This is a genomic window from Isoptericola sediminis (assembly GCF_013085345.1).
GTDB classification, from domain to species: Bacteria; Actinomycetota; Actinomycetes; order Actinomycetales; family Cellulomonadaceae; genus Isoptericola; species Isoptericola sediminis.
Window position 1 is genome coordinate 87,649 of record NZ_JABFAJ010000015.1, and the last position, 13,316, is coordinate 100,964.

12 protein-coding genes and 2 riboswitches are annotated in these 13,316 nt (G+C 72.5%); of the genes, 8 read left to right on the forward strand and 4 right to left on the reverse strand.

Annotation, left to right across the window (positions count from 1 at the left end):
• Positions 1 to 232 precede the first annotated feature (232 nt).
• The gene (locus HLI28_RS08470; protein ID WP_171247082.1) at positions 233 to 1,249 is read left to right on the forward strand and encodes an LCP family protein; all 1,017 of its coding nucleotides are present in this window, start codon (positions 233 to 235) and stop codon (positions 1,247 to 1,249) included.
• A gap of 146 nt (positions 1,250 to 1,395) precedes the next feature.
• On the opposite strand, the gene HLI28_RS08475 is transcribed toward HLI28_RS08470, so the two are convergent.
• Positions 1,396 to 1,863: a hypothetical protein gene (locus HLI28_RS08475; RefSeq protein ID WP_304603181.1), complete on the reverse strand. Its 468-nt coding sequence runs from the start codon at positions 1,861 to 1,863 to the stop codon at positions 1,396 to 1,398.
• Positions 1,864 to 1,947: 84 nt separating this feature from the next.
• Here HLI28_RS08475 and HLI28_RS08480 point away from each other — a divergent pair, with 84 nt between their 5' ends.
• Positions 1,948 to 3,261, forward strand: coding sequence for an MFS transporter (locus tag HLI28_RS08480; RefSeq protein WP_171247083.1), 1,314 nt, complete (start codon positions 1,948 to 1,950; stop codon positions 3,259 to 3,261).
• Positions 3,262 to 3,304: 43 nt separating this feature from the next.
• Here the strand turns inward: HLI28_RS08480 and serC are convergent, their stop codons facing one another.
• Positions 3,305 to 4,432 carry a phosphoserine transaminase gene (gene serC, locus HLI28_RS08485; protein WP_171247084.1) on the reverse strand — a complete coding sequence of 376 codons (1,128 nt, stop codon included), beginning with the start codon at positions 4,430 to 4,432 and terminating at the stop codon, positions 3,305 to 3,307.
• 39 nt (positions 4,433 to 4,471) lie between these two features.
• Between serC and HLI28_RS08490 the strand changes: the two genes are divergently transcribed.
• The 5 genes from HLI28_RS08490 to HLI28_RS08510 all read left to right on the forward strand — a co-directional run bounded on the left by HLI28_RS08490 (position 4,472) and on the right by HLI28_RS08510 (position 9,825).
• Positions 4,472 to 5,173, forward strand: coding sequence for an iron-dependent transcriptional repressor DtxR (locus HLI28_RS08490; RefSeq protein WP_171247085.1), 702 nt, complete (start codon positions 4,472 to 4,474; stop codon positions 5,171 to 5,173).
• Between the two features lie 120 nt (positions 5,174 to 5,293).
• A riboswitch (cyclic di-AMP (ydaO/yuaA leader) is annotated at positions 5,294 to 5,472 on the forward strand.
• 2 nt (positions 5,473 to 5,474) lie between these two features.
• Positions 5,475 to 6,272, forward strand: coding sequence for an NlpC/P60 family protein (locus HLI28_RS08495; RefSeq protein ID WP_171247086.1), 798 nt, complete (start codon positions 5,475 to 5,477; stop codon positions 6,270 to 6,272).
• 263 nt (positions 6,273 to 6,535) lie between these two features.
• Positions 6,536 to 6,700, forward strand: a riboswitch (cyclic di-AMP (ydaO/yuaA leader).
• Between the two features lie 2 nt (positions 6,701 to 6,702).
• The gene (locus HLI28_RS08500; RefSeq protein WP_171247087.1) at positions 6,703 to 7,542 is read left to right on the forward strand and encodes an NlpC/P60 family protein; all 840 of its coding nucleotides are present in this window, start codon (positions 6,703 to 6,705) and stop codon (positions 7,540 to 7,542) included.
• A 201-nt stretch (positions 7,543 to 7,743) separates the two neighbouring features.
• On the forward strand, positions 7,744 to 8,694 hold the full coding sequence (locus tag HLI28_RS08505; protein WP_171247088.1) for a universal stress protein: 951 nt from the start codon (positions 7,744 to 7,746) through the stop codon (positions 8,692 to 8,694).
• Positions 8,695 to 8,817: 123 nt separating this feature from the next.
• Positions 8,818 to 9,825, forward strand: a complete 1,008-nt coding sequence (locus HLI28_RS08510) for a DUF559 domain-containing protein (protein ID WP_171247089.1) — start codon at positions 8,818 to 8,820, stop codon at positions 9,823 to 9,825.
• Positions 9,826 to 9,883: 58 nt separating this feature from the next.
• Here the strand turns inward: HLI28_RS08510 and HLI28_RS08515 are convergent, their stop codons facing one another.
• Positions 9,884 to 10,708, reverse strand: coding sequence for an ABC transporter permease (locus HLI28_RS08515; protein ID WP_171247090.1), 825 nt, complete (start codon positions 10,706 to 10,708; stop codon positions 9,884 to 9,886).
• Entirely contained in the window at positions 10,705 to 11,724 is a 1,020-nt protein-coding gene (locus tag HLI28_RS08520; protein WP_171247091.1) for an ATP-binding cassette domain-containing protein, read from the reverse strand. Before HLI28_RS08520 ends, HLI28_RS08515 begins: the two co-directional genes overlap by 4 nt.
• Positions 11,725 to 11,830: 106 nt before the next feature.
• Here HLI28_RS08520 and HLI28_RS08525 point away from each other — a divergent pair, with 106 nt between their 5' ends.
• Positions 11,831 to 13,309, forward strand: a complete 1,479-nt coding sequence (locus HLI28_RS08525) for a serine hydrolase domain-containing protein (protein WP_171247092.1) — start codon at positions 11,831 to 11,833, stop codon at positions 13,307 to 13,309.
• Positions 13,310 to 13,316: the final 7 nt, after the last annotated feature.

Here is a 13,316-nt window from a genome sequence, read left to right on the forward strand (position 1 = left end):
ACTTTCGTCTCGTGGTCCGGGCCGGGCGGGTGCCGCACGAGGTGCGGTCGTCCCCGGTAGATGATAGAGGCAACCGGACACACTTTCATCACCCCGTCTTTGCACGTCCGGGCGTCGCCGTCGGATGCCGGGGCCTATCATCTGCGCTGTGACGCATCCCCCGCGCGAGCCGTTGGTCCCTGGAGTCCCCGACGACCCCCCGCCGCAGCGGCACGCCAAGCGACGACCGGGGATGAGCACCACGAGCCGGTCCCTGGTCGTGGTCGGCGTCCTGGTCGCCGTGCTGGCCGGGGCGGCCTTCGGCGGCATGTGGTGGTTCCAGCAGCGCCTCGACGAGAACGTCGAGAAGCTGGGCGACCCGTTCGCCGCCGTGAGCGAGCGGCCGGAGCCGGCCCAGCCGGAGAGCGCCGACGAGGAGCTCACCGACGTGAACTTCCTGGTCCTGGGATCGGACTCGCGCATCTCGGCCGGCGACCCCTCGCAGTGGGAGGCGGGCGCCCAGCGCACCGACGCCATCATGCTCGTCCACCTTCCCGCCTCCCGGGAGAACGCCGTCGTCGTCTCCATCCCGCGCGACTCCTGGGTCGACATCCCCGGCCACGGGCAGGCGAAGATCAACGCGGCGTTCTCCTACGGCGGGCCGTCGCTGATGATCCAGACCGTCGAGAACCTCACCGACGTGCGGATCAACCACTTCGTGGTGACGGACTTCGACTCGTTCGTGAGCATGACCGACGCGCTGGACGGCGTCCGGATCCGCGTCCCCGAGGACATCGGCGACGGCGACGAGGTCTTCTTCTCCGCCGGCGTGCACATGATGAGCGGCGAGGAGGCCCTGGCCTACACCCGCCAGCGGTACGGGCTGTCGAACGGCGACTTCGGGCGGGTGCAGCGTCAGCAGAACTGGATGCGGGCCATCCTCGGCAAGGTCAACAACAACCGCCGCGACCCGGTGAAGATGACCCGGTTCTTCGAGACCGTCAGCGAGTCGGTGGCCGCGGACGACGAGCTGACGATCGACCGCATGCAGGAGCTGTTCGACCAGGCCTCGGAGATCTCCACCAACGACGTCGTGTTCATGACCGTGCCGTACGAGGGGGTCGGTCGCTCCGCGGACGGTCAGTCGATCGTCGTCCTCGACGAGGACCCGATGACGAAGCTGATGACGGCGATCGGAGACGGCGAGGCGATGTCGTTCATCGAGGAGCACGGCGAGGAGCTCGAGCTGCTGCCCGCGACCGTCAAGTAGGCCGTCCTGCCGGCGGCCCCGCCCGCCCGCCCGCTCCGCGCGTCCGCCCAGCTGTGGGCGTGAAAGATGCCGCCTCGCACCGGTGCGAGGCGGCATCGTCCCTGCCCGCGGCCCCGAGCGGGGCGGAGCGGGCAGGGCCGGGTGGTTCAGGCCGCGGTGTCGACCGCGACCTGCCCGTCGGCGAAGGTCATGTTGGTGACCGTGGTGCCCGGGTAGCGGTGCGCCACCAGACGCTGCACGTCCAGCGCGATGCGCGCGTCGGGGCGGATCTCCACCGAGCCGGGCGGCAGGCCCTTGGCGGCCAGCACGGACTCGATCCGGCTCTTGGCCAGGCCGAGCAGCTTGTGGGCGGGCAGCCCGCCCGCGGAGGCGTCGACGCTCAGCACCGCGACGCCGCCGTCGAACTCCTCGACGCGCAGGCGCGTCCGCACGGCCGGCACCAGCCGCGTCGCCATCTTGAGGGGGCCCGGGAGGTTGTTCACCGCACGGGCGTCGGCGACGACCTCGAGGACGTCGCCCCGGCCGCCGACGTCGGTGACGAAGCGGGGCAGGGTCGTGCCGCCGAGGAGGCCGAGGGTGTGAAGGGTGTCTGCAAGAGTCATTTCGGTGCGCACCCGCGACAGGGTAATGGAACGGACGAACCGGACTGAACCCCCCAGGGAATACATCTCGCCGTGCGATGGTTGACCCGGGCGCTGATGAGTGCCACCTTCTCCTCCCTTCGCTACCCGAACTACCGCCTGTGGTTCGGCGCTGCCCTCATCGCCAACGTGGGCACCTGGATGCAGCGCATCGCCCAGGACTGGCTGGTGCTCACCGACCTCACCGACGACTCCGGCGTCGCCGTCGGCATCACCACCGCCCTGCAGTTCCTGCCGTTCCTGCTGATCGGCCCCTGGACCGGGCTGCTCGCCGACCGGCTGCCCCGCCGGCAGCTCCTCATGGCCACCCAGGGCGCGATGGGCGTCCTGGCCCTCGGCCTCGGAGTCCTCGTGCTGTCCGGTGCGGCCGAGCTCTGGCACGTCTACGCCTTCGCGCTCGGCCTCGGGGTCGCGACCGCCTTCGACAACCCCGTGCGCCAGGCCTTCGTCGCCGAGCTCGTGCCCCCGGAGCGGCTGTCCAACGCCGTCGGCCTCAACAGCGCGTCCTTCAACGCCGCCCGACTGGTCGGACCGGGCGTCGCCGGCCTGCTCATCGCCGCCGTCGGCTCCGGCTGGGTGTTCGTCATCAACGGCCTGACCTTCGCCGCCACGATCGCGGCCGTGGCGCTCATGCGCCCCGCCGCCATGTGGGTCAAGGACCGGGCACCGCGCGGCAAGGGGCAGATCCTCGAGGGCCTGCGGTACGTGCGGGGACGCTCCGACATCGTCGTGATCATGGTGGTCATGGCCGTCGTGTCCACGTTCGGCCTCAACTTCCAGCTCACCAGCGCGATGATGGCGCGCGTCGAGTTCGAACGCGGTGCCGGCGAGTTCGGGCTGCTCGGCTCGGTGCTGGCGATCGGGTCGCTGACCGGCGCGCTGCTCGCCGCGCGGCGCGAGCGCCCGCGCGTGCGGCTGGTGATCGGGGCCGCGGCCGCGTTTGGGGTCGCCACCGCCGTCAACGCCCTGATGCCGACCTACTGGCTCTACGTCGTCACGACCATCCCGGTCGGCCTGTCCGCGCTGACGATGATGACCGCGGCCAACTCCACCATCCAGACCTCGATCGACCCGGTGATGCGCGGGCGGGTCATGGCCCTCTACATGATGGTGTTCCTCGGCTCCACGCCGATCGGCGCACCCGTCGTCGGCTGGATCGGGGAGGCGTTCGGGCCGCGCTGGTCGATCCTCGTCGGGTCGATCACCACCCTCGCCGTGGCGCTCGCGGCCACCGTCTGGGCGATGCGGTCCTGGCGCGTCACGGTGCGCTACCGGCTGCTGCGCCGACCGCACCTCGAGGTCGTCTATCTCGACCCGCCGGTCCCGGCCGGGGACGAGCCGGTCCCGGCGGAGCAGGTCCGGCCAGCCTGACCCTCGGGCGCGGCGGCCGTGCTCGCCGCCCCCGTCAGCCTCGTCAGCCGAGCCGGTCGACCACGTAGGTGATGCACTCCGTGAGCGCCGCGACGTCGTCCGGGTCCACCGCGGGGAACATGCCGACGCGCAGCTGGTTACGGCCCAGCTTGCGGTAGGGGAAGACGTCGAGGATCCCGTGGTCGCGGAGCACTCCGACGACGGCCCCGGCGTCGACCGACGGGTCCAGGTCGATCGTGCCCACCACGGGGGAGCGCTCCGCCGGGTCGGCGACGAAGGGTGTCGCCCACGGGGTCGCCGCCGCCCAGCCGTACAGGACCTGCGCCGAGCGCTCGCAGCGGCGCACGGACCAGTCCAGCCCGCCGTGCTCGAGCAGCCACTCGACCTGGTCGGCCAGCATGACCAGGGTCCCGACGGCGGGGGTGTTCAGCGTCTGGTCCTGGCGGGAGTTCTCCAGCGCCGTGGTCAGCGACAGGAACTCCGGCACCCACCGGCCGTCGCCGGACGACTCCACCTCCCGGGCGCGCTCCACGGCCGCCGGGGAGCACAGCGCCAGCCACAGGCCGCCGTCGGCGGCGAAGGCCTTCTGCGGGCCGAAGTAGTAGACGTCGGTCTCGTGCAGGTCGACCGGCAGCGCGCCCGCACCCGAGGTCGCGTCGGTCAGCAGGAGCTGGTCGGGGCCGCCCGGGCGGCGCACGGGGGCGACCGCCCCGGTCGAGGTCTCGTTGTGCGGGGTGGCGTAGACGTCCACGGCGTCCGACGGCGTCAGGTGGGCCACCGTCCCGGGTGCGGCCTCGACCACCTCGGGGTCGGCGAGGAAGGGTGCCCGGGCGGTGGCGGCGGCGAACTTGGCCCCGAACTCCCCGAACACGGCGTGCTGGGCCCTCTGCCGGACGAGGGACGCCGTGGCGACCTCCCAGAAGGCGGTCGAGCCGCCGTTGCCGAGGGCCACCTCGTACCCCGCGGGCAGGTCGAACAGCTCGGTCAGGCCCGAGCGCACCCGGTGCACCAGATCCTTGACCGGCGCCTGCCGGTGCGAGGTGCCCAGCACCGGGCGTGCCGGGTCGCCGGCCGCGACGAGGGCCTCGACCTGGCCCGTGCGCACCTTGGAGGGGCCGGAGCCGAAGCGGCCGTCGGAGGGCAGCATCGACGCGGGGATCTGGAGGGTCATGCGAATAGACTAGGCCCGGGCCTCAAGACGGGAGCGGACGTGACGGACCTGATCGACACCACCGAGATGTACCTGAAGACGATCTACGAGCTGGGTGAGGAAGGCATCACGCCGCTGCGCGCCCGGATCGCGGAACGTCTGGGGCACTCGGGCCCGACCGTCTCCCAGACGGTCGCGCGGATGGAGCGGGACGGTCTGGTCGTCGTCACCGGTGACCGGCACCTCGAGCTGACCGCCGACGGTCAGGAGAAGGCCGTGCGGGTCATGCGCAAGCACCGTCTGGCCGAGCGTCTGCTCACCGACGTCATCAAGCTCGACTGGCCACAGGTGCACAACGAGGCCTGCCGGTGGGAGCACGTCATGAGCGACCTCGTCGAGCGTCGGCTGGTGACCCTGCTCGACCACCCGCACCACGACCCGTACGGCAACCCGATCCCGGGGCTGTCGGAGCTGGGGGAGCAGTACGAGGAGCTGCCGTTCCTCGAGGGCGTGCAGTCCCTGCCGCTGTACCTGGAGTCCGGGGCGGAGGCACCCGCGACGGTCGTGCTGCGCCGCATCGCCGAGCCGGTCCAGGTCGACGACGAGTTCCTCCTGCGGCTGTCCGACGCGGGCCTGTTCCCGGGCGCGAGCATCGAGGTGGAGCGCGCCGGCGACGACTTCGTCGTCCGGCTGGTCGACGGCGACGGCGCCCTGGAGCTGCCGGAGGAGCTGGCCAAGCACCTCTTCGTCGCGGCCCGCTGACGGGTCGACGCGGCGCTCCGGAAAAGAGGTGTGACCGGAGCGTGACATCGGCGGGGAGGTTCCGGTACGGTCGGACTCGCTCGCGCGGGTGTCCCGCGCGAGTACCGGGACGGCCGCCTAACCCTGTCACCGCCCTGGTTCCCACGGATGACCGCACGGCAGGGGCGGGGGACCCACGATTCGGGCACCGGTGACGGTGTCCTCGGGGTGAAGTCCCACGGTTCGCACGGACCGCGGGGCCGGGTGTTTTCTCCCACCCGAACCCGACAGCTGACCTCGTAGGCGAACGGAGAGGTTGAACGTGACTGCTCGCAGCATGCGCGGTAAGCACCGCGCCGCACGCCGCCCCATGATGGCGGCCCCGTCCGCGGCCGCAGGCCGTCGGGCTGCTGTGGTGGCGACCGCCGGTGGTCTCCTGGTCTCCACGATCGGTGGCGCGAGCGCCGCCCACGCGGCGCCGGTGGACGCGGACGCGGCCAAGAAGCTGAGCACCGTGGACCTGGGTGCGCTGACCGACCAGGCGCGCCAGGCGCTCGAGGCGGCCCCGGTGGTCACCGTCGACGCCGAGGCCAAGGTCCAGGTCGAGCGCGTGACGCCCACGATCGTCAAGCGGGCGGACATCAAGGCCGCGCCGGAGCCCGAGCCGGAGCCCGTGCGCGAGGCGGCGCCGTCGCGCTCCTCCGAGCGCGAGTCGCTCTCGAGCTCCTCGTCGTCCTCCTCGACGACGACGTCCTCCTCGGCCACCACGGCCGTGCCGGACTCCGCCGTCGGGTCGACCATCGTCTCCATCGCCTCGCGCTACGTGGGTGTCCCCTACCTCTCCGGCGGCACCACGCCGGACGGCTTCGACTGCTCCGGGTTCACGCAGTATGTGTACGCCCAGGCCGGCATCTCGCTGCCGCGGTCGTCCTCGGACCAGCGCTACGCCGGCACCGTGGTCTCCCGCTCCGCCGCGCAGCCGGGCGACCTCATCTGGACGCCGGGCCACATCTCGATCTACGCGGGCGGCAACACGCAGATCGACTCCCCGCGCCCGGGCAAGACGATCCAGTTCCGGAACATCTGGCAGTCCAACCCGACCTTCATCCGGGTCGGCTGAGACACCAGCACCTCGTACCGAGGGCCCTGTCGCGCGCAGAGCGCGGCAGGGCCCTCTGTCGCGCTCCGAGGTGCTCACGGGGGTTCTGGGCGCCGGACACCCCTCGAGGGACTCAGCGGGGGGTGCAGAGCGCTCTGCGGGGCCCCTCGGACGGGTATCACCGCAGATCGTGATCGAAACGTGACATCGGGGCGTGTATCAGATACCGTTCTCGCGTCCGGTGGAGCAGTCTGCCGGACCTCGACCGGACGCCGAGCCCTGCCGCCGGTCGGGAACCGAGACCCTAGGCAGGGGCGGGGGACCCACTCTCGGGCACCGGACACGGTGTCCTCGGGGTGAAGTCCCACGGTTCGTCCGAACCGTGGGACCGGGTGATTTCTCCCACCCGAACCCGACAGCTGACTTCGTAGGCGGACAGGAGAGGGAAGACGTGAACGCACGCACCACGACGCGCGGTCGGCACATGGCCGCCCGACGCCCCATCACCGCACCATCTGCAGCCGCGAGCCGTCGTGCTGCCGTGATGGCCACCGCCGGGGGTCTGCTGGTCTCCACGATCGGTGGCGCCACCGCCGCGCACGCCGCGCCGGTGGACTCCGACGCGGCCAAGAAGCTGAGCACCGTGGACCTCGGTTCGCTGACCGACCAGGCCCGTGAGGCCCTGGAGTCCGCGCCCGTGGTCACCGTCGACTCGGGGGCCAAGCTCCAGGTCGAGCGCGTGACGCCGAAGATCGTCGAGCGCGCGGACATCAAGGCGGCGCCCGAGCCCGAGCCCGAGCCCGAGCCGGAGCCCGTGCGGGAGACGACCACCTCGCGTTCCGCCGAGCGGGAGCCCACGTCGACCTCGAGCTCGACGTCGTCCTCCTCGTCGAGCACGACCGAGAGCTCCAGCTCGACCTCCTCCGCGCCGACGGCCGACAGCTCGCGGGGTGCCCAGGTCGCGTCCATCGCGGCCCGCTACATCGGCACGCCGTACGTCGTCGGCGGCGCCTCGCCGTCCGGCTTCGACTGCTCCGGCCTGGTGACCTACGTGTACCAGCAGGTCGGCGTCTCGCTCCCGCACGGTTCGACGGCGCAGCTCGAAGCGCCCAACACGACCCGGATCTCGCAGTCGGAGGCGCAGCCGGGCGACCTCATCTGGTCCCCGGGGCACATCTCGATCTACATCGGCAACGGCCAGCAGATCGAGGCGACGCGTCCCGGCGGGTGGATCGTCCGTCAGTCCAGCCTGTGGCAGTCCAGCCCGACCTTCCTGCGGGTGACCGGCTGACCGATCCCCCTTTCGTCCGCCCCGCCGCCCCGGCACTCCGCGTGAGTGCCGGGGCGTCGTGCGTCCGGGGACGGCCCGGCCTGCGATCGCGCCACGCGGTGTCGCCGGGCAGCCTTTGCTGCGTCTTGCGGGGCGCTTTCGTTAGGCTTGAACCAGGCGGATGCCGGACGGCGAGGTCCGGACGCAGACGGGAGGCGCGAGATGACACGTCCTGAGGTCGTCCTGGTGGGGGTCGACGGTTCCGACGCGAGCATGCACGCCCTGGACTGGGCCGCGGCGTACGCGGCACGCGTCGGGTGGAGCCTGCACGTCGTGTGCAGCTACTCGTTGCCGTCCTTCACGGCCGCCTCCCTGGACGGCGGCTACGCGGCCCTCGACGACACCGCGATCGCCGAGGGGGCCAAGGCCGTGCTGTCCGAGGCCACGGCCCGGGTCGAGGGGATCGGCGTCCCGGTCACGGGGACGGTCGCCACCGGGGACGCCGCCGGGGTGCTCGTCGAGATGTCCGCGGAGGCGTGCCTGGCCGTCGTGGGGACGCGCGGGCGCGGCGGATTCACGGAGCGTCTGCTGGGGACGGTGTCCTCGGCGCTGCCGGCCCACGCGCACTGCCCGACGGTGGTCGTGCCCTACCGGCAGGAGGTCGCCGAGACCGACGACCCGGAGCGGCGCGACGGCGACCGGATCCACGACGTGCGGCGGATCGTCGTCGGGGTCGACGGGTCGCCGACCGCGGAGATCGCGTTGCGGCACGCCGTCGAGCAGGCCGAGACCTGGGACGCCGAGCTCGTCGCCGTGGCCGGGGTCCCGCTGGGCAGCGGGGCCGGCGTGCTGGCGTGGCTGCCGTCCCAGATCGACCACGAGCAGATCCTCGACGACGTCAAGGCAGGTCTGGACGTCATCGTCGACCGGGTCGCGGCCGAGCACCCGGGGCTGAAGATCAAGCGCCACGTCCTCGACGGGTCCGGCGCCGAGCTCCTGACGGAGTTCTCGGGTGCGGCGGACCTCGTCGTGGTCGGGTCGCGGGGGCGGGGCGGGTTCCGCGGGCTGCTGCTCGGGTCGACGAGCCAGGCCGTGCTGCACCACTCCAAGTGCCCGGTGCTCGTGGTCACCCGCCGGTGCGACGAGGAGCTGCAGGCCGACTCCGCCGCCTGACCTCCTGTTGTGGGCATGAAATCTGCAGCCCGACACGGGTCCGCGCCTGCAGATTCCATGCCCACAACGCGGGGTTGTGGATGACGGGCCCGCGGCGGGGCACGGCTCTGCCACGGTCGTGGCGTGCTGCGAACCACGGCGGAGGGACCCACCCGTGAACCGTTCCGCGTCGCCGACGCGCTCGCTCAGGGGGCGGACCCCGCCGCGCTGCGCCGGGTCGACCTCGACGCGCCGTTCCACGGCGTCCGCGCCCCTGCCGCGTCCGTCTCCGACCTCGAGGGACGGTGCCGGGCACTGATGGCCGTGCTGGACGACGGTGTCGTCTTCAGCCACGTCACGGCGCTGCGGCTGCTCGGGGTCGACGTGCCGTGGACCCTGCGGCACGAGGCGGGCGACGACGTGCCGCCGCACGTCGTCACCTCGCGCGCGGCGGACCGACCGCAGCGTCAGGACGTGGTCGCCCACCGGTCACGGCAGGAGCTCCTGGACACCATGGTGGTCCGGGGGCTCCCGGTCACCACGCCGGCGCAGACGTTCGTGCATGTCGCGGCCGGCCTCCGGGTGCCGGACGACGTCGTCGTGCTCGGTGACGCGATGATGCGGCACCGGCGCGAGCTCGTGCTGCCCGCGCAGCTGGCCGACCTCGCCGGACGGACGCGGAAGGTCAAGGGGATCGCCCAGGTCCGCGCCCAGGTCCCGCGGGTCCGACCCGGCACCGACTCGGTGATGGAGACGCGGACCCGCCTGCGGCTCACCGACGCGGGCCTGCCGGAACCGCTGGTCAACGCCACCCTCCGGCTGGCCGACGGGACCTACGTCAAACGCTGCGACCTGCTGTATCCGGACCACCGCGTGATCGTCGAGTACGACGGCGACCAGCACCGCCGCGACCGCGCGCAGTGGCGCGACGACGTGAGGCGACGGCGGTGGACGGAGCGGCTCGGGTACACGGTCGTCGTGGTGGTCGGTGACGACTTCGTCGAGGCGCTCACGGCAGGGGCGGGGTCCGTCGTCGGGCGCGTGCGTGCACTGCTCGCCACGCCCGTGCCGCCGCTGCCGCCGGGGGCGCCGCGGACCGTGGTCGTCCCGTACGCGCCGCCACCCACGCCCCCCACCCCGTTGTGGGCATGAAATCTGCAGCCGTCACCCCCGGCAGGCCTGCAGATTTCATGCCCACAGCTGGCAGGGGTCAGCGGCGGTTGCGGTACAGGTACATCGTGATCGGCGCGAAGATCGCCGTCATCACCACGGCCGAGACGAGCACCGTCACGATGTCGCCGGTCACGGGGACGCCGGCCATGAGGCCGCGGATCGCCGTCACCAGGTGGGAGACCGGGTTGACGTCCACGAACGCCTGCAGGCCCGACGGCATCGTCGAGGGGTCGACGAAGATGTTCGAGGCGAACGTCAGCGGCATCAGCACCATCATCGACACGCCCATCACGGCGTTCGGGGTGCGCAGCAGCAGGCCCAGGATGGTGAAGATCCAGCTCAGCGCGAACGCGAAGACGAGCAGCAGCGCGACGCCCGCGACCACGCCCAGGACGCCGCCGGCCGGCCGGAACCCGATGAGCAGCCCGAGTCCGATGCACATGATCGACGCGATCGTGTATCGCACCTGGTCCCCGAGCAGCGCCCCGACGATCGGGGCGGGCCGCCAGATCGGCAGGGACCGGAACCGGTCGAAGACCCCCTTGGTGATGTCGGTGTTCAGGGTGTAGCCGGTGTACACGGTGACGATGATGATCGTCTGCACCAGGATCCCCGGCAGCAGGAACTGGATGTAGGCGTCCGTGGACCCGGCCAGCGCCCCGCCGAACAGGTACGTGAACATCAGCGTGAAGATCACCGGGGAGACGAGCACGTCGAAGAGCTGCTCCGGCACGTGCTTGATCTTCAGCAGGGCGCGCCACCCGAAGGTCAGGGAGGTCGAGACCGCGGAGGGTCGCGCCGGTCGCTCCTCCAGCGCGACGGCCTCCCGCAGCGTCGTGGTGCTCAGCTCGGTCGCGGTCATCGGGACATCTCCTGCTCCATCGCGGGTTCGTCGGAACCCTGGTCGTCCTCCGGCAGGGGCCGGCCGGTCAGCGTCAGGAACACCTCGTCCAGGCTGGGCTGCCCGAGGGAGAACTCCGGCACCTCGATCCCGGCCTCACCGAGCGCCGGCAGGACGTGCGCGACGTGGTGGGTGCCGTCGTCGGGCACCCGGGCCGTGAGGGCGTAGGGGTCGGTGGGCAACGTCGGCTCCGTGCCGAGCACCCGGTGCACGATCCCGGCCGCCTCGGCGCGCCGGGAGGCGTCGGCCAGGCGCAGGGCGACCGCCCCCTGGCCGACGGAGTGCTTGAGCTCGCTGGACGTGCCCTCGGCGATGAGCCGGCCGTGGTCGATGACCCCGATGCGGTCCGCGAGCTGGTCGGCCTCCTCGAGGTACTGGGTGGTCAGCAGAACCGTCGCGCCGTCCTCCACGAGCACCCGCACGATGTCCCACACCTGGTTGCGCGACCGCGGGTCCAGGCCCGTCGTGGGCTCGTCGAGGAACAGCACGCGGGGTGACAGCACGAGCGACGCCGCGAGGTCGATCCGGCGCCGCATGCCCCCGGAGTAGGTCTTGACCTGGCGCCCTCCGGCGTCGGTCAGACCGAAAGCGGCGAGCAGGTCGTCGACCCGGCGTCGCGCCGCCGGGCCCCGGAACCCGTACAGCCTGGCCAGCATCAGCAGGTTCTCGGTGCCGGTGAGGTCCTCGTCCACGGACGCGTACTGGCCGGTCAGCCCGACCGCGGCCCGGACCGCGTCGGCCTCGGCGACGACGTCGTGCCCGAGGACCTTCGCGGTGCCCGCGTCCGGCCGCAGCAGGGTGGCGAGCATGCGGACGACCGTCGTCTTGCCCGCCCCGTTGGGTCCGAGCAGGCCGTACACGCTGCCGGTCGGGATGGACAGGTCGACCCCGTCGACCGCCTTGGTGGTCTTCTTGCCGGAGGTGAAGTGCCGGACGAGTCCGGCGGCCTCGACGGCGAGCTGAGGCGATGCGGTCATGGGGTCTCCTCGATGGTCCTGACGTCAATCTAGAACGTAGGACGAGGGACCGACAGAGGATTCATCGCCGGCCGACACCGGATCCCGGGGTCGCTAGGGTTTCGGCATGATCTCCCGCACCTCGCCCCGGGCGCGCGTCGGCGCGACCGCCGACCGCCTGAACGTCGCCTACCTGGCCGACTGGGTCGCCACGCAGGCGGGACTGGCCCGGCTGCCGGGCGTGCAGTACGCGGTGAGCGTCGACGGCGAGCTCGTGCTCGACGGTGCGTGGGGCGTCACCGACCTCACCTCCGGCACACCGCTGCGGACCGACCACGTCTTCCGGGTCGCCTCGCACTCGAAGACGTTCACCGCCACCGCCGTCGCCCGGCTCGTCGACGCCGGCCGGCTGCGGATGGACGACCCGCTGTCCCGGCACGTCGCCGAGCTCGGCGGTACCGACGTCGGGCAGGTGACGGTCCGTGAGGCCCTCGGGCACACCGGCGGGATGCTGCGCGACGGTCGCGACGCCGACTACTGGCAGCTCGCCACCCCGTTCCCGGACCGCGCGACCCTGCTCGACGAGGTCCTGAACCACGGCCAGGTGTACGGCCGCGGCGAGCACTTCAAGTACTCGAACCTCGCCTACGGCCTGCTCGGCATGGTGATCGAGGAGGTCACCGGCGCGTCGTACGCGGACCACGTCCGGGCGGACCTGCTCGAGCCCCTGGGCCTGGCCGACACCTCACCCGAGCTGGACGACGACGTCGCCCGCCGCGCCGTCGTCGGCCACAGCGCCCGCGCTCTCGCCGCCCCGGGCCTGGCCACGGCGTTCGCGGACGGCCGGCTGCCGGTCGCTGCGGTGACGACGGGAGCGCTGGCCGCGGCCACCGGCTTCTGCTCCACGGCACGCGACCTGGTGCGCTGGGCCGACGCGCACGCGGGCGGGGCGACGCTGGTCCGCCCCGAGACCCGCCGGCTGCTGCAGCGGGACGAGTCGGTGATCGACCGTCCGCACAGCGCCCGGCGCGGCTACGGCCTGGGCTTCGAGAGCCGCGTGGTGGACGGACGGCGGCTGGTCGGGCACTCGGGTGGCTTCCCGGGGCAGATCACGCGGACCTGGTTCGACCCGGAGGAGCGGATCGCCGTCGCGGTGCTGACGAACGCGATCGACGGCCCGGCCGACGTGCTCGCGCTGGGCATGCTCGGGCTGGTCGGTGCGGCGCTGGACGGGACGGACCCCGAGCACGGGAAGAACCCGGATGCCGGGGGCGACGCCCCGGACGACGTCTCCGCCGCGCACCCGTTGGACCGGTGGACCGGCCGGTTCGCGAACCTGTGGGGGATGACCGACCTCGCCCGGCTGGGCGACCGGGTGTGGGCGATCGACCCGCGACGTGCGGACCCGTTGGACGGTGCCGAGCGGCTCACGGTCGACGGAGACCTGCTGCGGCCGGAGCCGCACGCCGGTTTCGGCCCCGTGGGCGAGCCGATCCAGGTGCTGCGTGACGCGGCGGGTCTGCCGAGCGCCGTCGTCGTCGGCGGCCTGACGTCCTGGCCGGCGGACGCGTTCGAGCGGCAGCGGCGGGCGCACGCCGCGGGCTAGGTGCCGC